Annotated in this window: 23 protein-coding genes and 1 other RNA gene; 20 read left to right on the forward strand and 4 right to left on the reverse strand. The window is 59.6% G+C overall.

What is annotated here, in order from left to right; genetic code table 11:
• Nucleotides 1-9: 9 nt before the first annotated feature.
• The 3 genes from ssrA to ACXAC3_RS12480 form a co-directional block, all read right to left on the reverse strand.
• Nucleotides 10-357: a transfer-messenger RNA gene (ssrA, locus tag ACXAC3_RS12470) on the reverse strand.
• A 36-nt stretch (nt 358-393) separates the two neighbouring features.
• The gene (locus ACXAC3_RS12475; RefSeq protein ID WP_475160528.1) at nt 394-756 is read right to left on the reverse strand and encodes a DUF4345 family protein; all 363 of its coding nucleotides are present in this window, start codon (nt 754-756) and stop codon (nt 394-396) included.
• A gap of 10 nt (nt 757-766) precedes the next feature.
• Nucleotides 767-1498, reverse strand: coding sequence for a FadR/GntR family transcriptional regulator (locus ACXAC3_RS12480; RefSeq protein WP_475160529.1), 732 nt, complete (start codon nt 1496-1498; stop codon nt 767-769).
• A gap of 86 nt (nt 1499-1584) precedes the next feature.
• Between ACXAC3_RS12480 and ACXAC3_RS12485 the strand changes: the two genes are divergently transcribed.
• The 18 genes from ACXAC3_RS12485 (at nt 1585) to ACXAC3_RS12570 (ending at nt 17748) form a co-directional block, all read left to right on the forward strand.
• Nucleotides 1585-2376 carry a DUF2182 domain-containing protein gene (locus tag ACXAC3_RS12485; RefSeq protein WP_475160532.1) on the forward strand — a complete coding sequence of 264 codons (792 nt, stop codon included), beginning with the start codon at nt 1585-1587 and terminating at the stop codon, nt 2374-2376.
• A 4-nt stretch (nt 2377-2380) separates the two neighbouring features.
• Nucleotides 2381-3085 (forward strand): DUF1326 domain-containing protein, encoded by a 705-nt coding sequence (locus ACXAC3_RS12490; RefSeq protein ID WP_475160535.1) that lies wholly within the window; start codon nt 2381-2383, stop codon nt 3083-3085.
• Complete coding sequence (locus tag ACXAC3_RS12495; protein ID WP_475160539.1) at nt 3085-3591, forward strand: DinB family protein; 507 nt, start codon at nt 3085-3087, stop codon at nt 3589-3591. Before ACXAC3_RS12490 ends, ACXAC3_RS12495 begins: the two co-directional genes overlap by 1 nt.
• Complete coding sequence (locus ACXAC3_RS12500; protein ID WP_475160542.1) at nt 3592-4695, forward strand: dimethylsulfoniopropionate demethylase; 1104 nt, start codon at nt 3592-3594, stop codon at nt 4693-4695.
• 101 nt (nt 4696-4796) lie between these two features.
• Nucleotides 4797-5792 carry an acryloyl-CoA reductase gene (gene acuI / locus ACXAC3_RS12505; RefSeq protein ID WP_475160545.1) on the forward strand — a complete coding sequence of 332 codons (996 nt, stop codon included), beginning with the start codon at nt 4797-4799 and terminating at the stop codon, nt 5790-5792.
• A gap of 185 nt (nt 5793-5977) precedes the next feature.
• The gene (frr, locus tag ACXAC3_RS12510; protein WP_475160547.1) at nt 5978-6541 is read left to right on the forward strand and encodes a ribosome recycling factor; all 564 of its coding nucleotides are present in this window, start codon (nt 5978-5980) and stop codon (nt 6539-6541) included.
• 9 nt (nt 6542-6550) lie between these two features.
• Nucleotides 6551-7279, forward strand: coding sequence for an isoprenyl transferase (locus ACXAC3_RS12515; protein WP_475160548.1), 729 nt, complete (start codon nt 6551-6553; stop codon nt 7277-7279).
• Nucleotides 7276-8058 carry a phosphatidate cytidylyltransferase gene (locus ACXAC3_RS12520; protein WP_475160551.1) on the forward strand — a complete coding sequence of 261 codons (783 nt, stop codon included), beginning with the start codon at nt 7276-7278 and terminating at the stop codon, nt 8056-8058. The genes ACXAC3_RS12515 and ACXAC3_RS12520 overlap by 4 nt, the downstream gene beginning before the upstream one ends.
• Nucleotides 8058-9230: a 1-deoxy-D-xylulose-5-phosphate reductoisomerase gene (gene dxr / locus ACXAC3_RS12525; protein WP_475160553.1), complete on the forward strand. Its 1173-nt coding sequence runs from the start codon at nt 8058-8060 to the stop codon at nt 9228-9230. The genes ACXAC3_RS12520 and dxr overlap by 1 nt, the downstream gene beginning before the upstream one ends.
• Nucleotides 9231-9234: 4 nt before the next feature.
• The gene (gene rseP, locus ACXAC3_RS12530) at nt 9235-10587 is read left to right on the forward strand and encodes an RIP metalloprotease RseP (RefSeq protein ID WP_475160556.1); all 1353 of its coding nucleotides are present in this window, start codon (nt 9235-9237) and stop codon (nt 10585-10587) included.
• Between the two features lie 90 nt (nt 10588-10677).
• Complete coding sequence (locus tag ACXAC3_RS12535; RefSeq protein ID WP_475160558.1) at nt 10678-10806, forward strand: hypothetical protein; 129 nt, start codon at nt 10678-10680, stop codon at nt 10804-10806.
• Between the two features lie 125 nt (nt 10807-10931).
• The gene (bamA, locus tag ACXAC3_RS12540) at nt 10932-13292 is read left to right on the forward strand and encodes an outer membrane protein assembly factor BamA (RefSeq protein WP_475160560.1); all 2361 of its coding nucleotides are present in this window, start codon (nt 10932-10934) and stop codon (nt 13290-13292) included.
• A 6-nt stretch (nt 13293-13298) separates the two neighbouring features.
• Nucleotides 13299-13883, forward strand: a complete 585-nt coding sequence (locus ACXAC3_RS12545) for an OmpH/Skp family outer membrane protein (protein ID WP_475160562.1) — start codon at nt 13299-13301, stop codon at nt 13881-13883.
• Between the two features lie 72 nt (nt 13884-13955).
• Nucleotides 13956-14429 (forward strand): 3-hydroxyacyl-ACP dehydratase FabZ, encoded by a 474-nt coding sequence (fabZ, locus tag ACXAC3_RS12550; protein WP_475160565.1) that lies wholly within the window; start codon nt 13956-13958, stop codon nt 14427-14429.
• Nucleotides 14426-15211, forward strand: coding sequence for an acyl-ACP--UDP-N-acetylglucosamine O-acyltransferase (gene lpxA / locus ACXAC3_RS12555; protein WP_475160567.1), 786 nt, complete (start codon nt 14426-14428; stop codon nt 15209-15211). The genes fabZ and lpxA overlap by 4 nt, the downstream gene beginning before the upstream one ends.
• A 4-nt stretch (nt 15212-15215) precedes the next feature.
• On the forward strand, nt 15216-16010 hold the full coding sequence (locus tag ACXAC3_RS12560) for an LpxI family protein (RefSeq protein WP_475160569.1): 795 nt from the start codon (nt 15216-15218) through the stop codon (nt 16008-16010).
• Entirely contained in the window at nt 16010-17167 is a 1158-nt protein-coding gene (gene lpxB / locus ACXAC3_RS12565; RefSeq protein ID WP_475160571.1) for a lipid-A-disaccharide synthase, read from the forward strand. The genes ACXAC3_RS12560 and lpxB overlap by 1 nt, the downstream gene beginning before the upstream one ends.
• On the forward strand, nt 17167-17748 hold the full coding sequence (locus tag ACXAC3_RS12570) for a cadmium resistance transporter (protein ID WP_475160573.1): 582 nt from the start codon (nt 17167-17169) through the stop codon (nt 17746-17748). Before lpxB ends, ACXAC3_RS12570 begins: the two co-directional genes overlap by 1 nt.
• Here the strand turns inward: ACXAC3_RS12570 and mnmA are convergent.
• Entirely contained in the window at nt 17745-18890 is a 1146-nt protein-coding gene (mnmA, locus tag ACXAC3_RS12575; protein ID WP_475160576.1) for a tRNA 2-thiouridine(34) synthase MnmA, read from the reverse strand. The genes ACXAC3_RS12570 and mnmA overlap by 4 nt on opposite strands.
• A gap of 129 nt (nt 18891-19019) precedes the next feature.
• Between mnmA and sciP the strand changes: the two genes are divergently transcribed.
• Together sciP and ctrA are read left to right on the forward strand one after the other, a co-directional pair.
• Nucleotides 19020-19313, forward strand: a complete 294-nt coding sequence (gene sciP / locus ACXAC3_RS12580; RefSeq protein WP_475160578.1) for a CtrA inhibitor SciP — start codon at nt 19020-19022, stop codon at nt 19311-19313.
• Nucleotides 19314-19395: 82 nt separating this feature from the next.
• Nucleotides 19396-20112 carry a response regulator transcription factor CtrA gene (gene ctrA, locus ACXAC3_RS12585; RefSeq protein ID WP_475160580.1) on the forward strand — a complete coding sequence of 239 codons (717 nt, stop codon included), beginning with the start codon at nt 19396-19398 and terminating at the stop codon, nt 20110-20112.
• The last annotated feature ends 112 nt before the right edge of the window (nt 20113-20224 follow it).

The following is a 20224-nucleotide window of genomic DNA, read 5'->3' on the forward strand; positions in this document are numbered from 1 at the left end:
TTGGATGAAAATGCAGGTTTCTGTTGCCAGGTACCTGCGAACCCCGCCTTACGCGGCTAGGCGCAAGGGCTTAAGTTTCGGTCTTGCTACTGCTTACGCAGCAACTGCAACCGGAGCACGATTGTCGTTTGCAATTGTACTGTTTTCGCCGGTAACGGTGGCAGACAGCCGAGACAAAGCTAACCCCTTTAGACGTTCGTCGATCCTGTTTCGGCCCCAAAATCCTCAAACGAAGGATGGTTGGTGGAGCCGCCGGGTACCGCCCCCGGGTCCGATCCGCTTATTACGAGCGCGTTTATGTCCATAGTCCCGAAGGACATTACCTATATAGGTGAGCAGAGGCCGGGATGCAAACCGGGAATTTCCAGCCGTCGTTACATTGAAAACAAAAGCTTACGGGGCCCTGTTAATGTTCGCCAGAATAAGCCACAGCGCCAGCGCCAGCTCAATTCCACCAAATGTCAGCGCCTTGACCACAGGCGGATTGTCCAGAACCACGGAAACAAACCGTCCAAGTGCCGCGCCCGCATAGACGATCCCCAACATGGCATAGGCCATCGGGTTGTTCAGATACAGAACCGCGGCTCCGGTGACCACAAACAAACCACCAACCGAAGCCCTCATTTCGCTGAGCCCCATGGTGCTGCCGGTCGGCGCCAAATCCAGCGAGGTCGCGGTCCAGGCCGGGGCCAGAAAGCCGAAAAGACCAAACCCGATGGTCAGAAGGGCCGCTATCACGTTCAATGCTGGGGTCATCTGAACCTCTTCATGCCGGTTTGCGGCGCTGCTGGGCCACATCCCGTGCCAGTTTGCGCGTGTAGCTTTCCAACTCAGCCAGCGTCGCGTCTACGCGGTCCGCGTCCCGGTCCTCAAGCGCGTCTGCGATGTGGTTATGCAACAGGATGATCTCTTCGCGGGACCGGGCCGTAAAGGTGATCATGTTCATCAGCGGCTGCATCGCCTCAACAGCGCCGGCCAGCTGGTAAGACAGGACGGGGTTGCCGGCGCCGTCGACCAGTGCGCGATGAAAGGCGACATCCGAGGCGCAGAACGCTTCGTCCGTCAAACCCGGCTGGGCCTGCTTGAATATCTCCGCCCGCATTGTCGCCAGCTGATCCGCGGTTCTTCGTTGCGCCGAAAGCGGTGCACAGGCCCGTTCCAGTGCATATCTCGCCTCGCAGGCTGTATCGAAGCTGACCGCGTTCATCGATAACAGCAAGGTCGAGGTCGTGATCTGCTGACTGTAAGCGTCTTCAAATCCCAGCCGGTTGACAAAGGCACCGCCGCTGGCCCCGCGCTGCGTGCGGATCAGCGACTGGGCCGCAAGGCGCTTGAGGGCTTCGCGCACCGTCGGGCGCGAGACTTTGAACTGTTCGGACAGTTCCGCCTCGGACGGCAATCGTTCGTCCACGATCAGCTCGCCCGAGACAATCGCGTCGCGTATGGCCTGCGCTATCTGCGCGGACAGATCCGCTGGTTTCTGAGGTTCGATTTTCATTTTCCGAGCGTCACCGGATAATTTTTATTTGTCTGACATTTAAAAGTCTGACATTTGAAAAGCAAGAACTGAGTCGGGAGGGACAAGTGAGTTGCGCAGTTCTCCGCAATGGGTTGTGGCTGGGGTTCTATTTTCTGATCCTCTGGTCCTGGTGGATGATGTTCTCGATGAGCCGGGACATGGATCTGGACTGGATCGGTCGTCCCGGCCCGATGGGCGAAGCCATGCGCGCGATGGACCCCCGCATGGACATGTATATGCCAATGGCCGAATTCGGGCCGCTGTTCTGGATGTGGGCGATCATGATGGCGGCAATGATGCTGCCGACCCTCGTGCCGACTCTGTGCAGCTATGACGACCTGATCCGCAGCGCCAACGGCACCCGCGGCGGCTGGCTGGGCGTGCTGGCAGGGTATTTCATCGTCTGGGTCGGTTTTGCCGCCCTGATCACCGGCGTTCAGCTTGTTTTGTTGTTCGGCGGGGTCATCGATATGCTGGGCATCGCAAAATCAGGCGCGCTGGCCGGTGGGCTGATGATCGCAGTGGGCGCATTTCAGTTCACCCGCGCGAAAGAGGTGTGCCATGGCGTCTGTCACGCGCCCATGACCTATTTTCTGGGGCATTGGAAGACCGGATTCACCGGCGGGCTGCGCATGGGTCTTGGCCTTGGCGCGTTCTGCGTCGGGTGCTGCTGGGGGTTCATGGCACTGGGCTTTGTCGGCGGCGTCATGAGCCTTTTGTGGATGGGTCTTGCGACCTTCTTCATGGTTCTGGAAAAACTTCCCCAGATCGGCCACGCGGTGACGCGGCCGCTGGGGTTCGCTCTTATGGCAGGAGGGCTCCTCCTGCTCATCTATCCCTTTGCTTACGGAGGATAAGCCTATGGCCAAGAACAGAAAACCCGAAGCTGACAGGCTGCCCATCAGTCAGCGTATCGACAGCCGTATGCCCAATCCCAAGCGACGCGAGATGAGCCCTACGGACTGGGCCATCAAGGGGGAACTGATCCTCAACTGCTCATGCGACGTGTTCTGCCCTTGCGTTGTTTCGCTGGGGGCGCATCCGCCGACCGAAGGGCATTGCCACGCGTGGATGGGCGTCATCATCGATGAAGGACATTACGAGGGCGAGGATTTGTCAGGTCTCAATGTCGGCTTGCTGGTCGATATTCCGGGGCGCATGGGCGAAGGGCAGTGGAAGGTTGCCGCCTATGTCGACGAGCGCGCCAGTGGCAAGGCTTATAACGGCCTGCTTCAGATTTTCAGCGGTCAGGCTGGCGGCACGACGGGGCTGTTTACCATGCTGGTCAGCGAGATCATCGGCGCCGAACGGGCCCCGGTCGAGATTGAGCGCGACGGCAACAAGCGCCGCATCATGATCGGCCGCAAGATTCAGGGTGAGATCGAAATGCTGGCAGGGAAGGACGCCGAGCATCCGGTCATGGTGTCGAACTCGAAATACTGGATGGGGCCGGACATCATCGTTGCGCGCGGCACCAAATCCAGGGTGCGCGATTATGGGCGGGTTTGGGACTTCGGTGGCAAGTCCGCCGAAATCTGTCCCATCGACTGGCACGGGCCAAAGTGATGATCACCGGCGCCTACGCGCGGGAAATGGCGCGATACAACCGATGGCAAAACAGCCAGTTGACCGAATTTCTTCAGGACCTGTCGCCCGAGGAACTGACGCGAGAGCGTGGCGCGTTTTTTGGCTCGATCATGGGCACTGTAAATCACCTGCTGTGGGGCAACTGGATCTGGATTTCTCGGTTCGACAAGGGTGAAGGCCCCGGTGGCGGAATTCCCGAAAGCGTTTCGCTCTGCGATACTCTGGCCGCCTGGATGCCGCTTTGCGAAACCGTGGACGCGCGAATTCAGACCTGGGCCGGAACTTTGGGTGAGGAACCGCTGACCGGGTCGTTCACGTGGTTTTCGGCGGCAAAAGAGGCTGATGTGACGCTGCCATACGCGCGCTGCGTGATTCACATGTTCAATCATCAGACCCATCATCGGGGGCAGCTGCACCAGATGCTGACTGAAACCGGGTCGGCGGCACCTGTCAGTGACCTGGTGTTTATGCCGCAGGAGGTTTGAATGCCCCAGATATCACTGTCTCGCCGCCTGCGCAGAACACCTTTTTCCGAAGGTGTCGAAGCGGCAGGTGTCAAGGCTTATACAGTGTACAACCGGATGCTGCTGCCGACGGTCTTTGAAAGCGTCGAGGCCGATTACCGGCATCTCAAGACCCATGTTCAGGTCTGGGATGTATCCTGCGAACGCCAGGTCGAACTGCGCGGGCCCGACGCGACCCGCCTGATGCAGATGCTGACCCCTCGGGACCTGCGGGGCATGTTGCCGGGGCAATGCTATTACGTTCCCATCGTCGATGAGACCGGCGGCATGCTGAACGATCCGGTCGCGGTCAAGCTGGCGGAAGACCGATGGTGGATTTCCATCGCGGACAGCGATCTGCTGCTGTGGGTCAAGGGGATAGCGAACGGCTATCGGCTGGATGTCGTGGTCTACGAACCCGATGTATCGCCGCTGGCCGTTCAGGGGCCGAAAGCGGATGACCTGATGGCGCGCGTTTTCGGGGACCGCGTGCGCGATATCCGGTTCTTCAAATTCGACATGTTCCAGTTCGAGGGTCGCGATCTGGCGGTGGCCCGCTCGGGCTATTCCAAGCAGGGCGGGTTCGAGATCTATGTCGATGGATCGGATGTCGGCATGCCGCTGTGGAACGCGTTGTTTACGGCGGGGCGTGATCTTTCGGTGCGCGCGGGCTGTCCCAATCTGATCGAACGGATCGAGGGCGGGCTGTTGTCCTACGGCAATGACATGACCGAGGACAACACGCCGCATGAATGTGGTCTGGGCAAGTTCTGCAATACCCACACCGCGATTGGTTGCATTGGCAGGGATGCCCTGTTGCGCGTGGCCAAGGAGGGTCCGGTGCAGCAGATTCGCCCGATGGAAATAGACGGAGACGCCGTGCCCGCCTGCGACCGCCCGTGGCCGATCTTTGCCGGGGCCAAGCGCGTGGGGCAGGTGACCTCGGCCGCGTGGTCTCCGGATTTTTCGACCAACGTGTCGATCGGGATGCTGCGGCTAAGCCATTGGGACCCGGGAACGGAAGTCGAGGTTGAAACCCCCGACGGCATGCGGCGCGCAAAAATACGTCCGCAGTTCTGGACTTGAACGGGGAAGGGCACGCGGCCGCCGTCGCAGCGCGACTTCCCCGGAATATTTTGAGCCAGGTGAAGAGCGGGCCTGGCATTTTGGAAACGAAAGGAAATCGGATGTTCAACGCATTGGTGATGGAAAAGAACGAGGAAACCGGTCTGGCCAGCGGCGCGGTTAAGGGACTGTCGCTTGAGAATTTGCCACAGGGCGACGTTACCGTGGCGGTTGAGTATTCCACGGTGAACTACAAGGACGGTTTGTGCATGTCCGCCAAGGGCGGCGGGCTGGTGCGCAGCTACCCCCATGTCCCCGGCATCGACTATGCCGGAACGGTCGAGGCTTCGAACGATGACCGTTACAAGCCGGGCGACAAGGTGGTCCTGACGGGTTGGCGCGTGGGCGAGGCGCATTGGGGTGGGTATTCCCAGAAAGCCAACGCGCTGGCCGATTGGCTGGTGCCCTTGCCCGACGGGCTGGATACACGTCAGGCCATGGCCGTGGGCACCGCCGGGTTCACCGCCATGCTGGCCGTCATGGCGCTGGAGGATCACGGGCTGAAGCCCGGTCATGGGCCGGTGCTGGTGACCGGGGCCGCCGGTGGCGTAGGTTCAGTCGCAACCGCGATCCTGGCCAATCTGGGATATGAGGTTGCCGCGGTGACAGGGCGACCGGAAACCGCCGACTACCTGACCTCATTGGGTGCGACGACCATCGTGCCGCGTGAAGAACTGAACGAAACCACGAAACGCCCGCTGGAAAGCGAAACCTGGTCCGGCTGCGTGGATGCCGTGGGCGGCGAGATGCTGGCCCGGGTACTTGGGCAGATGAAATACGGCGCGTCGGTCGCAGCTGTGGGTCTGGCAGGTGGCGCGGCGCTGCCTGCGACGGTCATTCCGTTCCTGCTGCGCGGCGTCAACCTTCTGGGGATCGACAGCGTGATGCAGCCCTATGACAACCGCGTGCGGGCGTGGCAGCGCATTGCCACGGACCTGCCGATGGAAAAGCTGGAAGCGATGGTGCATCCGGCCAGCCTGACGGATCTGCCACAATTGGGCGCGGATATTCTGAACGGCCAGGTCAAGGGACGCGTGGTTGTCGACGTAAACGCTTGATCTGCGGAAATTTCCGGGGACCGGCCGGCTTGCAGGCCGGTCGGTTCACCTGTCTTGGAAAGTTCCAGAAAATGCCGGAAACTCCTCTGGTCAATGGCGCAATTCCGCATCATCATTGCTATACATCCCAAATGGGATGGCGTAAGAGCCATCCGAATAGCACCTGACGACGGGGAGTGAGCAGTATGTCTGACGATTTTGAACTGGATACCGATGATCTGAAACGCCGCATGGACGGCGCCATGTCCAACCTCAGAACCGAATTTGCCTCGCTTCGGACCGGGCGTGCCTCGGCCTCGATGCTTGAGCCGGTCATGGTGGACGCCTACGGTTCGATGACCCCGATCAACCAAGTGGGAACGGTCAACGTGCCTGAGCCGCGCATGGTTACGGTCAATGTCTGGGACAAGGGTCTGGTCGGCAAGGTCGAAAAGGCGATCCGGGAAAGCGGGCTGGGGATCAACCCGCAACTGAACGGCACGATTATCATGCTGCCGATCCCTGAACTGAACGAAGAACGCCGCCGCGAGTTGGGTAAGGTTGCCGGTCAGTATGCCGAACACGCCCGCGTCTCGATCCGCAACGTGCGCCGGGACGGGATGGACCAGATCAAAAAAGCCAAGGCCGACGGGATGTCCGAGGATGATCAGAAGTTCTGGGAAAACGAAGTTCAGGACCTGACGGACGAGATGATCAAATCCGTGGACGCCGCGCTTGAGACCAAGCAAGCCGAGATTATGCAGGTCTGAGATCAGCACATGCTCAACGCCCCACATACCGTGCCCGCAGGGCCGCGCCATGTCGCAATCATAATGGACGGAAACGGACGTTGGGCGCAGGCGCGCGGCAGGCCGCGGCTTTTCGGACATCAGGCTGGCGCCCGCCGTGTGCGCGAGGTGGTCGAAGCATGCCCGGGGCTGGGCGTCAAATACCTGACGGTTTTTGCGTTTTCGACCGAGAACTGGAAGCGGACCCAGGCCGAAGTCGCAGGCCTCATGAGCCTGTTCAGGCGATATATCATCAAGGAAACCCGGACGCTGAAGGAAAACGGCATTCGGGTCCGGTTCATCGGTGATCGGGTGCGGCTGGACGCCAAACTGACCGGCTTGATGGATGCGCTGGAAGAGGAAACCAAAGATAACGATCTGGTTCACCTGACGATCGCGCTGAACTATGGCGGTCGGGATGAGGTCGCGCGGGCGACCAAGCGGCTGGCCCGGGACGTGGCCGACGGGCGTTTGCACCCGGAAGACGTGGATGAAGAAACCCTGCCCAAGTATCTGGACACGCGTGTTCTTCCGGATCCGGACCTTGTGATACGAACCAGTGGCGAGGCCAGGATTTCCAACTTTCTTCTGTGGCAGTCGGCCTATTCGGAATATGAATTCATCGATACCCTCTGGCCCGATTTCACGGCGGCCGAGTTTGAACGGCTGTGCCGAAATTTCGGAACCCGCGAGCGACGCTACGGAGCGGTTCCGGCATGAGCGACGGCCGATGGTCTGACCTGACGGCCCGCGTCCTGTCAGCAGCCGTTCTGATCGCCATCGGCTCGGTCGAGGTCTGGTTGGGCGGGCTGTGGTTCGAAACCTTTATCGGAATTGCCTGCGGATTGATGACCTGGGAACTGGTGCGCATGGTCGACCCGGACCGGAGCGGCGTGGCGATACAACTGGGCATACTGACCGGCGTGGCCGTTATCCTCAGCTATCACGTGCCGCCGCTGTACAAACTACCATTGTTGTTGGCACCCGCACTGGTCGGGGCAGGGCAGGTCAAACAGTCCCGCGGCACCTATGCGCTGTTTGCCATCTGGATTGCCGCCGCGGGGCTGGGCTTTATCTCGATCCGTGAGAATATGGGTTTTGGCTGGATGGTCTGGCTGATCATGGTGGTCGTCGCCACCGATGTCGCCGGGTATTTTGTGGGCAAAACCGTTGGCGGCCCTAAGTTCTGGCCAAAGGTCAGCCCAAAGAAAACGTGGTCGGGAACCGCTGGCGGCTGGGCTGCCGCAGCGGTTGTGGGTGTCATTTTTGCCGTTCACGCAGGGTTCGGGATCATGTTTGTCGTGGTAACGGTGCTGGCGTCGATGGCCAGTCAGGCCGGCGACATCATAGAAAGCGCGACCAAGCGGAAATTTGGCGTCAAAGACAGCTCGAACCTGATACCCGGGCACGGCGGCTTTCTGGATCGCTTCGACGGCATGATGGGGGCGGCGCTATTTGTTCTGATCGCAGGTCTGATTTACTCCCCCGGGGCCATGTGATGCGCAAAGTTTCGATTTTTGGTGCAACCGGCTCGATCGGACAGAACACTATTGATCTGATCGACCGCAAGCCGTCTGCCTATGATGTGGTGGCGCTGACCGGTGGGTCAAACATCGAAAAGCTGGCCGAGGATGCCCGCAGGCTCGGCGCGGAGCTGGCTGTAACGGCGCATGAAGACAGGCTGCAAGACCTCCGCGACGCGCTGGCGGGCAGTGGTGTTGAGGTCGCCGCAGGGCAGGCCGCGTTGGCCGAGGCCGCGGCACGGCCGGCGGATTGGGTCATGTCGGCCATTGTCGGCGCGGCGGGGCTTCCGCCCGGGATTGAGGCCTTAAAACAGGGCGCGACGCTGGCCCTGGCGAATAAAGAGACGCTGGTTTGCGCCGGTGCGCTGGTTCTTGAAACGGCTCGTGCGCATGATGCCCGGTTGCTGCCGGTGGACAGCGAACACTCGGCCGTGTTTCAGGCGCTGATCGGCGAAGACATGAACACGGTCGAACGCATCATCATTACCGCCAGCGGAGGCGCTTTCCGGGACTGGCCGCTGAACGACCTGGCCTGCGCAACAGTAGAACAGGCGTCCAGCCATCCAAACTGGAATATGGGGCAGCGGATCACGATAGACAGCGCGTCCATGTTCAACAAGGCCCTTGAGCTGATTGAGACCAAAGAGTTTTTTGGCGTTACCCCCGGGCAGATCGAAGTGCTGGTGCACCCAGAATCCATCATCCATTCCATGGTTGGCTTCAATGATGGCGCCGTGATGGCCCATATGGGGGCACCGGACATGCGCCACGCCATCGGTTACGCGCTGCATTGGCCGCAGCGCCAAAAGCTGCCGGTCGAACGGCTGGACCTTGCCAAGCTGGGTCAGCTTCGCTTTCACGCACCCGACGAAGCCCGCTATCCCGCGCTGCGGCTGGCCCGCAATGTGATGGAGCGCGGAGGTCAGGCAGGTGCCGTGTTCAATGCGGCCAAGGAACGGGCGCTGGACCACTTTATCGCGCGTCGGATCGGCTTTCTTCAGATGGCCGATATTGTCGAGGCTGTTTTGGACCGGTTCGAAGCCTCCGACGGCCTTATTGATGCCCCTTTGACTCTTGATAACGTGCTGCAAACGGACCATCTGGCACGTAAGTGGGCGGATGACGCTGTAATCCAAAAAGCAGGATAGAAACTTGGACGTACTCTCTCTGATCCCCCAATTCGGCAACCTGCTTTACACGATCGTGGCCTTTGTGATTGCACTTTCGGTAATCGTTGCGGTGCATGAATACGGCCATTACATCGTCGGGCGCTGGTCCGGCATCCATGCCGAGGTGTTTTCCATCGGGTTTGGGCCGGTTCTGTGGAGCCGTGTCGACAAACGTGGCACCAGATGGCAGGTCGCCGCGTTGCCCTTTGGCGGCTACGTCAAATTCATGGGGGACGCGAATGCGGCCTCGGGAAAAGACGAAGAGGCCATGGAAGAAATCGCCGAGCTCAGCCCGGCGGAATTGCGAAAAACCATGCACGGCGCGCCGCTTTGGGCGCGGACGGCAACGGTGGCGGCTGGCCCGGCCTTCAACTTCGTCATGTCCATTCTGGTCTTTGGGCTGATCTTCTTTTCTCAGGGCGTGACGCGCGAGCCGCTGACGGTCGGAAAGCTGTATCCGCTGCCTGGCACCGTGCAGGAACTTAAGGATGGGGACGAGATTGTTGCCATTGCTGGAATACCGTTGCCGGATTTCGATCAGGACGGGGCGTTCAGCGATTTCACCAACTCACTGCCGCGGCAACCGGAACTTGATTACACGGTGGTGCGCGACGGCCAGACGATGGATGTTACCGGTCCTTGGCTGTATCCACCGCTGATCCAGCAAGTCGCGCCGCGCAGCGCGGCCATGGACATTGATCTGCAACAGGGCGACGTCATTACTGCGATCAACGGCGACCCGATTTTTGCTTTTGACGAGCTTAAAGAATATGTCGAAGGGTCCGACGGCCGGGTTCTGTTGCTGAACGTCTGGCGCGACGGGGCGGATCTGGAGTTTGCGCTGGCACCGCGTCGAACGGACGAGCCGCAACCGGATGGCGGTTTCGTGACCCATTGGCGCATCGGGATTGTCGGGGGCATGTTGCTGGAACCGGCAACCGAACCCGCCGGTATTCTGGACTCGCTTTCCGGCGGTGTCCGGCAGACCATGCGCATCATAGATGGGTCGCTTTCGGGCATCTGGCATATGGTGACCGGCGCGATCAGTACCTGCAACATGTCGGGACCAATCGGCATTGCCGAGACGTCCGGTGCCATGGCCAGCCAGGGGGCGCAGAGCTTTATCTTCTTCATTGCGGTTCTGTCCACCGCGGTTGGATTGCTGAACCTCTTTCCGATCCCGGCACTGGATGGCGGACATCTGGTTTTCTACGCGTATGAGGCCATCGCGGGCAAACCGCCCAGTGATGGCGCGCTGCGAATTTTGATGGGGGTCGGGGTGTCGTTGATTCTGGGGCTGATGATCTTCTCGGTCTCCAACGATCTGTTCTGCTGATTGTGGCAACCTCTGCACGAGGATGCCGCAATTATGCCTCAATTCACGCGTAGTTTTGCTCGCGAAAATTGAACCCCGTCAGAGGCTGCGATGACCAAGACACTGCGAAAATCATACCAAAGCTTCAGCTTTCTGTTTGCGCTGAACTGGGATTGGTTGCTGTTTTTCGGCGCGACCGCACTGGCAATGGGCGGCTGGACCTACCTTATCAATATGTGATTCTCTGCCTGTTGGGAAAACCACAGCTGGCGGCCCTCTGGGCCGCTTTGTGTTTTGGTCTTTTGACAAGGTTAAGTATTCTCGCTACTCAGCAATAAAGTCCAAAAATATTGGGTAGTGAAAAAATGACTGACAGGCGGAACGCGGGCACATCCTGCGGGGGGCAAAAGCCGAAAAACAAGATTTTGTGGCAAACACTAGCGTTATTTTTCCTTATTGCAGTCGTGAGTTTAGTGCCCGCGCCCAAGGCGGCATGGGCCCAGCCATTCACGATCAATTCTTTCGAGGTCGAAGGCAACCGGCGCATCGAAAGCTCGACAATTATTGCGCGAACCGGGATCGAACCCGGCCAGACAGTTACCGCCGGCCAGTTGAACGATGCCTTTCAGCGTTTGCTTGACAGTGGTGTTTTTGAGACAGTTGAACTGACGCCGCGCGGCAGCACGTTGCTGATCGAAGTTCAGGAATACCCCACGATCAACCAGATCAGCGTCGAGGGAAACCGCCGGGTCAAGGACGATGTTCTGCTTGAGGCGATCACGTCTCAGCCGCGGCGGGTCTTTACGCCTCAGGTTGCGGAAACCGACGCCGACCTGATTGCCCAGATCTACTCGTCTCAGGGGCGCGTTTCGGCCACCGTTATCCCGCGCATCATCCGCCGCAGCGACAACCGTGTGGATCTGGTATTCGAGATTGCCGAAGGGACGACGATCGAAGTTGAACGCGTCAGCTTTGTTGGCAACCGGGCTTATTCCGACCGCCGTTTGCGTCGCGTCCTGGAAACCAAACAGGCAAATATCCTGCGTACTTTCCTGCGCGGCGATACCTTTATTGCTGATCGTATCGAATTCGACAAACAGGTGATCCGCGACTTCTACCTGTCCCGTGGCTACGTGGATTTCCGCGTCAACAGCGCCAATGTCGAATTCACCCGTGAGCGGGACGCCTTTTTCCTGGTGATGAACATCACCGAGGGACAGAAATTTTCATTTGGCCAAATCTCGACGGTCAGCGAAATCCCCGGAGTGGACCCGGCTGAATATCAGGCCGCGCTGAAGGTCAGGCCCGGTGTTACCTATTCTCCGTCAGTGATCGAAAACTCGATTGCGCGACTGGAGCGTCTGGGTATCAAGCAGGGCGTCGATTTCCTGCGGGTCGAACCACGTGTCACCCGCAACCCGCGTGAATTGACGCTGGATGTCCAGTTTGTTCTGACCAGAGGTCCGCGGATCTTTGTGGAACGGATCGACATCGAAGGAAACACCACAACGCTGGATCGCGTGATCCGCCGTCAGTTCGACACCGTCGAAGGTGACCCGTTCAATCCGCGTGAGATCCGGCAGGCCGCTGAACGCATCCGCGCGCTCGGGTTCTTCTCGATGGCGGATGTCGAGCCGCGCGAAGGGTCTTCGCCAAGCCAGGTGATCGTTGATGTTGACGTGGAAGAACAGCCGACCGGCTCGCTGAGCCTTGGCGGCAGTTACTCGGTCTCGGACGGTTTCGGCATTGCGATTGGTCTCAGTGAATCGAACTTCCTGGGCCGTGGGCAAACGGTTGGGCTCAACCTGTCCACCGCGCAGGATGCCGAGCAATACACCCTGAACTTTACCGAACCATACCTGCTGGGCCGCAGATTGCGCTTTGACGTGGGTCTGGGGCTGGCCTCGACCAACTCCAGCTTTGCCAGCTATGACACCGAAACTCTGTTTTTCCGGCCACAGCTGAGCTACGCAATCGGCGAATTGTCCTCGCTGCGTCTGCGCTATGGTTGGGACCGCAGTGAAATGACCCAGCAGGACGACGAAATCAACGGCGCGGTCATTTCTTCGGAAATTGCGCAGGGCAAGCAGACGACCAGTTCGTTGGGCGTGTCTTACGTATATGACAGCCGTCTGGGCGGGCTGAACCCCAATGCGGGTGTTCTGTTCGAGATCGGGGTCGATGCAGCCGGTCTCGGCGGCGACAACGAGTTCTACAAGACAACGGCACGCGGGATCGCACAAACCAGAGTGCTGAGCGAAGAAGTTGTTCTGCGCGCCACGCTGGAAATGGGTGCATTGCATTGGAGGGGCAACGATTTCAGTCGCACCCTCGACCGCTTTGTCCTTGGCCCGAACGTGTTCCGTGGTTTCGAACCCGCAGGTCTGGGTCCGCGCGATCTGTCCAACGGGCAGGACGATGCGATCGGCGGCAACTACTACTGGGTCGCCCGCTTCGAATCCGATTTCCCGCTGGGTCTGCCCGAAGAACTGGGCCTGCGGGGCGGCGTGTTCTATGATGTCGGCAACCTTTACAATATCGACGACGTAAACACGACCGGTGCAAATATCGTGGGCGCAGACGGCTCGATCCGCCACGTCATCGGCGTATCGGTTCTGTGGGAAACGCCCTTTGGCCCGCTGCGCTTCAACTTCTCGCAAGCGTTGAAGAAAGAGGATTTCGACAAGGAACAGAATTTCGACCTAACCGTTCAGGCGCGGTTCTGAGTCTGAATGTTGACGCAATCGATATTGAAACTGCAGGGCCGGTTGCGGGCCCTGTGCGTTTTGGCCCTTCTGGTTATTGCCGGTACCGCGGCAGCGCAGCAGTTGGGCGTTCCTCAGGCCGACGTGCTGACGGTTTCCAGCGATCGCCTGTTTGCCGAATCCAAATTCGGTCAACGCGTTCTGCGCGAGATTGAGGCCGAGGGAACCCTGCTGGCCGAGGAAAACGAGCGGATCGTGGCCGAGTTGAGCCGAGAAGAAAAAGACCTGACGGAAAAACGAGCGACCATGCAGGCCGAGGCGTTTCGCCCCCTGGCCGAAGCCTTTGACCGGAAAGTTCAGTCACATCGGGAAGGGCAGCGCGCGAAGCTGGATGCCCTCGCGCGCCGCAGCGAAGAGGCGCAACAGACGTTTGTTGAGCTGGTTCAGCCGATACTGATTGACCTGCTGCGCGAATCCGGAGCATCCGTCATCATTGAACGATCCAGCGTTTTTCTGAGCTCGGACCGTACCGATATTACCGAGGCTGCGATCAACCGGATCGACGCTGTGATCGGTGATGGCAGTTCGCTTGAGAACGGTTCCCGCGAATAGGTTTGCTTGCCCTTGGGGCGCTGTATTGCTAACCACGCGGCAAGTGGAAATCCAGAACGGGACAACAACATCATGAGCACGGAAACCAAGAGCGCCGACATTCAGCTGATCCAGCGGATATTGCCGCATCGCTATCCGTTTCTGCTGGTCGACAAAGTGGTGGAAATCTCGGGTTATCAATCTGCGGTCGGTATCAAGAACGTCACGATGAACGAACCGCATTTTCAGGGCCATTTCCCGGGCACTCCGATCATGCCGGGCGTAACCATCGTCGAGGCGATGGCGCAGACGGCCGGTGTCATGCTGGGCGTCGGTATGGACGTGATCGACAGCGAGTTGCTGATCTATTTCATGAATATCGACAAGTGCAAATTCCGCCGCAAGGTGGTTCCGGGCGACGTGCTGGAGATGCATGTTGAAACCGTGCGTGGCAAGAAGGGCGGCAAGATCTTCAAGTTCAGCGGTCGCGCGACCGTTGAGGGCGAAGTTGCAGCCGAGGCCGAATTCTCGGCCTATGTCGACTGGGACATGGAAAAAACGACATGAGCGGCATCCACCCAAGCGCAATCATAGAAGACGGTGCGCAGATCGGTGACGGCTGCGTAATCGGGCCGTTTTGCTATGTCGGTGCAAAGGTAAAGCTCGGCGCGCGGGTTGAGCTGAAATCTCATGTTGTGGTGACCGGTGATACGTCGATCGGCGATGAGACGGTTGTTTTCAATTTTTCCGTGATCGGTGAGATCCCGCAGGACCTGAAATTCGGTGGCGAGGATACCCGGCTGGAGATCGGCAAACGCAACCGCATTCGCGAGCATGTCACCGTGAACACAGGCACCGAAGGCGGCGGCGGGGTTACTCGCATTGGCGATGACTGCCTGTTGATGGCCGGGGTGCATGTGGCCCATGACGTTCAGATCGGCGACCGGGTGATCATGGTGAACCATGCCGGTGCCGCAGGGCATTGCATTATCGAGGACGACGTTATCGTCGGTGGCATTTCCGGCCTGCACCAATGGGTGCGCGTCGGTCGCGGCGCGATCATTGGCGCTCTGACAATGGTTGCCAATGATGTGATCCCCTATGGTCTGGTTCAGGCGCCGCGTGGCGAGTTGGACGGTCTCAATCTGGTTGGGCTAAAGCGCAAGGGCGTGTCCCGCGAAGATATCTCGGCCCTGCGGGCCGCGTTCCGCGAACTCTCGACCGGCGACGGCACATTTATGGAGCGGGCGCATCGCGTGGGCGAGGAGAACGAAAGCGAATATGTCCAGCGGATCGTCGATTTCGTGACCGGCCACTCGGACCGTTCTTTCCTGACACCGGGGAAGTGATCCGATGCTGGCCCTGATCGCTGGAACGGGCGCGTTACCGAATGAGGTGGTGCAAAGCCTGGCGGAACGCCCCTTGGTCTGCGCCATGGAAGGGTTTGTGCCCGACGAATTGACTGCGGATATCGTGTTTCCGCTGGAACAGCTTGGCAGTTTCATCGCTGATATTCAGGGCCGCGGCGTCACCGAGATTTGTCTGGCGGGTGCGGTCCGGCGGCCGAACATCGATCCGTCGCGGATCGACGCGGCGACGATGCCTCTGGTCCCGGTTTTGCAGCAGGCCATTCTGTCCGGGGATGACGGAGCTCTGCGGGCGGTAATCGGCATCTTTGAAACGGCCGGGCTGTCCGTTCTTGCGGCACATGAAATCGCGCCGGGTCTTCTGCCGCGACTGGGTTGTCTGACAGAGGCGCAGCCCTCCGAGGTGGATCTGGCCGACGCGGACCGGGCGGCCGGAATTCTGCGCACCATGGGCGCTGCCGATATCGGGCAGGCCTGCGCCGTATCCAAAAAGCAGGCGCTGGCGGTTGAGGGGATATTCGGCACCGACTGGATGCTGCAATCTTTGACCCAGCGACCGGATGCAGGCGGTGGCGTTTTGTTCAAAGCCCCCAAGCCGGATCAGGATCGGCGCGCGGATTTGCCGACCATCGGCCCCGGCACCGTGTCCGGTGCAGTTGCCGCCGGACTATCCGGCATCGTGATTGAAAAAGGCGGGGTGATCGTTCTGGAACAACACCGCGTCATCAAAGAGTGCGACCGTCTGGGCCTGTTCCTCTACGTGCGTGAGCGGGCTGTCTGATGCGCGTCTTTCTGGTCGCCGGTGAACCTTCGGGCGACCGTCTGGGCGGCGCATTGATGGAAGGGCTGCGCAGCCTCGTGCCAGAGATCGAATTCGACGGGGTCGGCGGACCGCTGATGCAGGCGCAGGGTCTGGACAGCCGCTTTCCGATGGCCGAGCTGTCGGTGATGGGTCTGGTTGAGGTCCTGCCGAAATTCTTTCACCTGAAACGCCGGATCGCCGAGACGGCGCAGGCGGTTCTGGACACGAAGCCCGACGTTCTGATCACCATCGACAGTCCTGATTTCTCGCTGCGTGTCGCCCGGCTGGTGAAGGCGAAAAGCGCGATCAGAACCGTGCATTATGTCGCGCCCAGCGTGTGGGCCTGGCGCCCGGGTCGTGCCGACAAGATGGCCAAAGTCATTGACCACGTACTGGCCCTGCTGCCGTTTGAGCCGCCCTATATGGAACGCGCCGGGATGGAGTGCGATTTTGTCGGCCATCCCGTGGCAAGCGAACCAGTGGCGACGGAACAGGATATCGCGGAATTCCGGGCCGCATACGATCTTGGCGATTGTCCGGTCGTGCTGGCGCTGCCGGGCTCGCGCGGAGGCGAGATTGAACGGCTTGCGCCTGTGTTCGGTGAAGCGCTGAGCCTTTACCTTAAAGATCGGCCGGACGCGCGCGTGGTTGTGCCGACGGTCGCGCATATGGTGGATGCCGTGGCAGAGCATGTTCGCGGATGGCCGGGGGACGCCGTGGTGGTGGACCCGCGCGACATGCCGTCCGATCAGGCAGTCCAGCAAAAACGCGCGGCCTTTGCAACAGCTGATCTGGCGCTGGCTGCGTCGGGTACGGTGTCACTGGAACTGGCCGCGCAAGCCACACCGATGGTGATCGCCTACAAGCTCAGCTGGCTGACCCAGAAAATGGCCGAGCGGATGGTCAAGCTGGATACGGTCACTCTGGTCAATCTGGTGTCCGAAACCCGTACCGTACCTGAATGCCTGCTGAACGAGTGCCGGCCCGAAGTCATCGCAGCGGCGCTGAGTCAGGTGTCACACGCGCCCACCGCGCAGCTGGACGCCATGACGGTGACAATGGAACGGTTGGGACGCGGCGGCGAAGCGCCCGGCCTGCGGGCGGCCCGCGCGGTGCTGACCCGGATTGGCACCTGATGCTGGATCAGGTCGTCTTTGGGCTGTCGGCCTTTATGGCTCAGGTCATGACCAACCTGGACAACCTGGCTGCCTTGCTGGCCTTGATGATGGTTTCGGGGGCGAAACGGTCGGTACTTGGGTTCCTGCTGGCGCAGTTCGTGATAATCGCCGCTTCGCTTCTTCTGGCTCTGGGCGTGGACGATGTCGTGCCGCAATGGGCCGGATATCTGGGACTTATCCCACTGGGGCTTGGCGTCCTTGCGCTGATCAGGCGTCATCGTGGCAACGATACCGAAACGGACCCAAATCTTGAGACCGGCGCTTCGGTGTTTGTGCTGACGCTGCTGTTCGTCAGCTTGTCGATGGATACATTCGCGGTGCTTGCGCCGCTGCTGGCGGATTCCGCCCCCGAATATCGAACCGCAGGCGTTGCCGGGGCGGTGCTGGCCGCGATCAGCCTCGCCGCGGTTGCCATGTTCGGGTCCAGAGCACCGTTCATGAGTGGCGCTCTGGCTCGTCGGCTTGAACGGCTTGTACCTTACGTGATGATCTGCGCCGGGCTCTATATCCTCAGCAATTCCTGGACCGACGCGATTTAATAGCCGCGCCAGATCCAGCCGCCGCCGAAGATGCGGCTGCCTTCGGACGCATAGAACACGCAGGCCTGACCGGGTGAAACACCTTCTTCCGGCGTCAGCAATTCGACCTCGGCGGTGGTGCCAGACAGCGGTCGTATGATCGCCTCGCGCGGGGGGCGGGTCGAGCGCACCTTGACCGAGACATGCCATTCCTTCTGTGAGGTGAAGGGCGCATCGCCCAGCCAGTTGATTTCCCGCACCGGGATCGTGCGGGTGGCCAGCAACTCTTTGGGGCCCACTACGACCTGCTTCTTGTTGACGTCCAGCTTTACCACATAAAGCGGCTCGCTCAGGCCGCCGATGCCCAGCCCCCGGCGTTGCCCGATGGTATAGTGGATGACGCCGTCATGCTGCGCCAGAACGCGGCCGTCGGCGTGCACGATCTCACCCGGCTCTGCCGCGCCGGGGCGCAGCTTTTCAATGACGCTGGCATAGTTACCGTTTGGAACGAAGCAGATGTCCTGACTGTCCGGCTTATCGGCCACGGACAGCCCGTATTGCGCCGCCATTTCGCGGGTCGCGTCCTTGGACGGCAAATGACCCAGAGGGAAGCGCAGGAAGTCAAGCTGCTCGGGTGTGGTCGAGAACAGGAAATAGGACTGATCGCGGTTCGCGTCTTCGGCGCTGTGCAGTTCCGGACCGTTCGGACCCATCTTGCGCTGGATGTAATGACCGGTGGCCATGCAGTCGGCCTCAAGATCCTTGGCGGTTTCCAGCAGATCCTTGAATTTCACCCGTTCATTGCAGCGGATGCAGGGAACCGGCGTTGCGCCCGCCAGATAGCTGTCGGCAAACTCATCGATAACCGCGTCCTTAAAGATGTTCTCGTAATCCAGAACGTAATGCGGGAATCCGCGTTCCTCGGCCACGCGCCGCGCATCGTGGATGTCGATCCCGGCGCAGCAGGCACCCTTTTTGGCAAGCGCCGCGCCATGGTCATAAAGCTGCAGCGTCACGCCGACCACATCATATCCCTGATCGGCCAGATAGGCGGCAACGACGGAACTGTCGACGCCTCCGGACATGGCGACAACCACCCGCGTTTCGGACGGGGGTTTGGCAAAGCCAAGGGAGTTCAGCGGTGTCTCGGTATCGAGGGCCATGACGGTTCCAGTGAGTGTTAAGAAAGACCGGCAGAATATAGGAAAATTCTACACACTCTCAAGGGGCAGTTTCATGACGCATTAAGTAGGCTGGTGTCAGCTTTGTCGCAGCAGGAAGAGGGTCGAAAGATGTATTTGCACAAAGTTGAAGGACCAAGGTCGGTAACCCTGCCGGATGGAACGGTTTTATCACGCGCCGACCTTCCGCCGGAAGACACGACCAGATGGGTCGCATCGCGCAAGGCCATCGTGGTGCGCGGCGTTATGTACGGGCTGATTTCCCTGTCGGACGCCAAAAAACGCTATGGGCTGAGCGATGAGGAATTCAATGCGTGGGTTTCGGCAGTCGCGGAACACGGAATGGATGCCCTTAAAGTGACCGCGATAAAAAAATATCGACAACCTAAGGGTGAGAGTAAATAAATGATTTAACGGTAACGTCAGATTAACCATTTTTGAGCAGGTTCAATTTGAATTGGTAAATTGACCCGAATTGGAGCAGTAAATGCGTATACTTCTTGTCGAGGATGATCCGACCACGTCCAAAAGCATCGAACTGATGCTGACGCACGCCAACCTCAACGTCTATGCAACCGATCTCGGGGAAGAAGGCATCGACCTGGCCAAGCTGTATGATTACGATCTGATCCTGCTCGACCTGAACCTGCCGGATATGAACGGGCATGAAGTTCTGCGGCAATTGCGCATCGCGCGGGTGGAAACACCGATTCTGATCCTGTCCGGCGCAGATGACACCGCAAGCAAGATCAAGGGGTTTGGCTTTGGCGCCGACGACTATATGACCAAACCGTTCCACCGCGAGGAACTCGTCGCACGCATCCACGCCATCATCCGCCGCTCTAAAGGGCATTCGCAATCGGTGATCCACACGGGACGCGTGGCTGTGAATCTTGATGCCAAAACAGTTGAAGTTGAGGGCAAGGCGGTTCATCTGACCGGCAAAGAGTACCAGATGCTGGAGCTTCTGAGCCTGCGCAAGGGCACGACACTGACCAAAGAGATGTTCCTGAACCATCTTTACGGTGGAATGGACGAGCCCGAATTGAAAATCATCGACGTCTTTATTTGCAAGCTACGTAAAAAACTTAGCAACGCCACAGGCGGCGAGAACTACATCGAAACCGTTTGGGGCAGGGGATATGTGCTGCGTGATCCCCAAAGCAACAGCGTGGATGAAACGCGTATGGCAGTCGGTGCCTGACCTGATCTGAAAATGGTCGCCGCAGGTCCGGGGCGGCCCCCTCGCTCACTGAACAGCACATCTGGACCTGGCCATGACCTCGCCCTATCACTGAGGTCCAAGAACACGTGAC

This window comes from Ruegeria sp. ABV4_181 (assembly GCF_056158465.1).

Bases quoted from the DNA above. Each gene is read 5' to 3' on its own strand.
- ACXAC3_RS12560 (WP_475160569.1), top strand. From the start codon at position 15,216: ATGCTGGCCCTGATCGCTGGAACGGGCGCGTTACCGAATGAGGTGGTG.
- acuI (WP_475160545.1), top strand. From the start codon at position 4,797: ATGTTCAACGCATTGGTGATGGAAAAGAACGAGGAAACCGGTCTGGCC.
- mnmA (WP_475160576.1), bottom strand. From the start codon at position 18,890: ATGGCCCTCGATACCGAGACACCGCTGAACTCCCTTGGCTTTGCCAAA.
- bamA (WP_475160560.1), top strand. From the start codon at position 10,932: ATGACTGACAGGCGGAACGCGGGCACATCCTGCGGGGGGCAAAAGCCG.
- ACXAC3_RS12475 (WP_475160528.1), bottom strand. From the start codon at position 756: ATGACCCCAGCATTGAACGTGATAGCGGCCCTTCTGACCATCGGGTTT.
- ACXAC3_RS12490 (WP_475160535.1), top strand. From the start codon at position 2,381: ATGGCCAAGAACAGAAAACCCGAAGCTGACAGGCTGCCCATCAGTCAG.
- dxr (WP_475160553.1), top strand. From the start codon at position 8,058: ATGCGCAAAGTTTCGATTTTTGGTGCAACCGGCTCGATCGGACAGAAC.
- sciP (WP_475160578.1), top strand. From the start codon at position 19,020: ATGTATTTGCACAAAGTTGAAGGACCAAGGTCGGTAACCCTGCCGGAT.
- lpxA (WP_475160567.1), top strand. From the start codon at position 14,426: ATGAGCGGCATCCACCCAAGCGCAATCATAGAAGACGGTGCGCAGATC.
- frr (WP_475160547.1), top strand. From the start codon at position 5,978: ATGTCTGACGATTTTGAACTGGATACCGATGATCTGAAACGCCGCATG.
- ACXAC3_RS12480 (WP_475160529.1), bottom strand. From the start codon at position 1,498: ATGAAAATCGAACCTCAGAAACCAGCGGATCTGTCCGCGCAGATAGCG.
- lpxB (WP_475160571.1), top strand. From the start codon at position 16,010: ATGCGCGTCTTTCTGGTCGCCGGTGAACCTTCGGGCGACCGTCTGGGC.
- ACXAC3_RS12515 (WP_475160548.1), top strand. From the start codon at position 6,551: ATGCTCAACGCCCCACATACCGTGCCCGCAGGGCCGCGCCATGTCGCA.
- ctrA (WP_475160580.1), top strand. From the start codon at position 19,396: ATGCGTATACTTCTTGTCGAGGATGATCCGACCACGTCCAAAAGCATC.
- ACXAC3_RS12495 (WP_475160539.1), top strand. From the start codon at position 3,085: ATGATCACCGGCGCCTACGCGCGGGAAATGGCGCGATACAACCGATGG.
- ACXAC3_RS12535 (WP_475160558.1), top strand. From the start codon at position 10,678: ATGACCAAGACACTGCGAAAATCATACCAAAGCTTCAGCTTTCTGTTT.
- ACXAC3_RS12570 (WP_475160573.1), top strand. From the start codon at position 17,167: ATGCTGGATCAGGTCGTCTTTGGGCTGTCGGCCTTTATGGCTCAGGTC.
- ACXAC3_RS12545 (WP_475160562.1), top strand. From the start codon at position 13,299: ATGTTGACGCAATCGATATTGAAACTGCAGGGCCGGTTGCGGGCCCTG.
- fabZ (WP_475160565.1), top strand. From the start codon at position 13,956: ATGAGCACGGAAACCAAGAGCGCCGACATTCAGCTGATCCAGCGGATA.
- ACXAC3_RS12500 (WP_475160542.1), top strand. From the start codon at position 3,592: ATGCCCCAGATATCACTGTCTCGCCGCCTGCGCAGAACACCTTTTTCC.
- ACXAC3_RS12520 (WP_475160551.1), top strand. From the start codon at position 7,276: ATGAGCGACGGCCGATGGTCTGACCTGACGGCCCGCGTCCTGTCAGCA.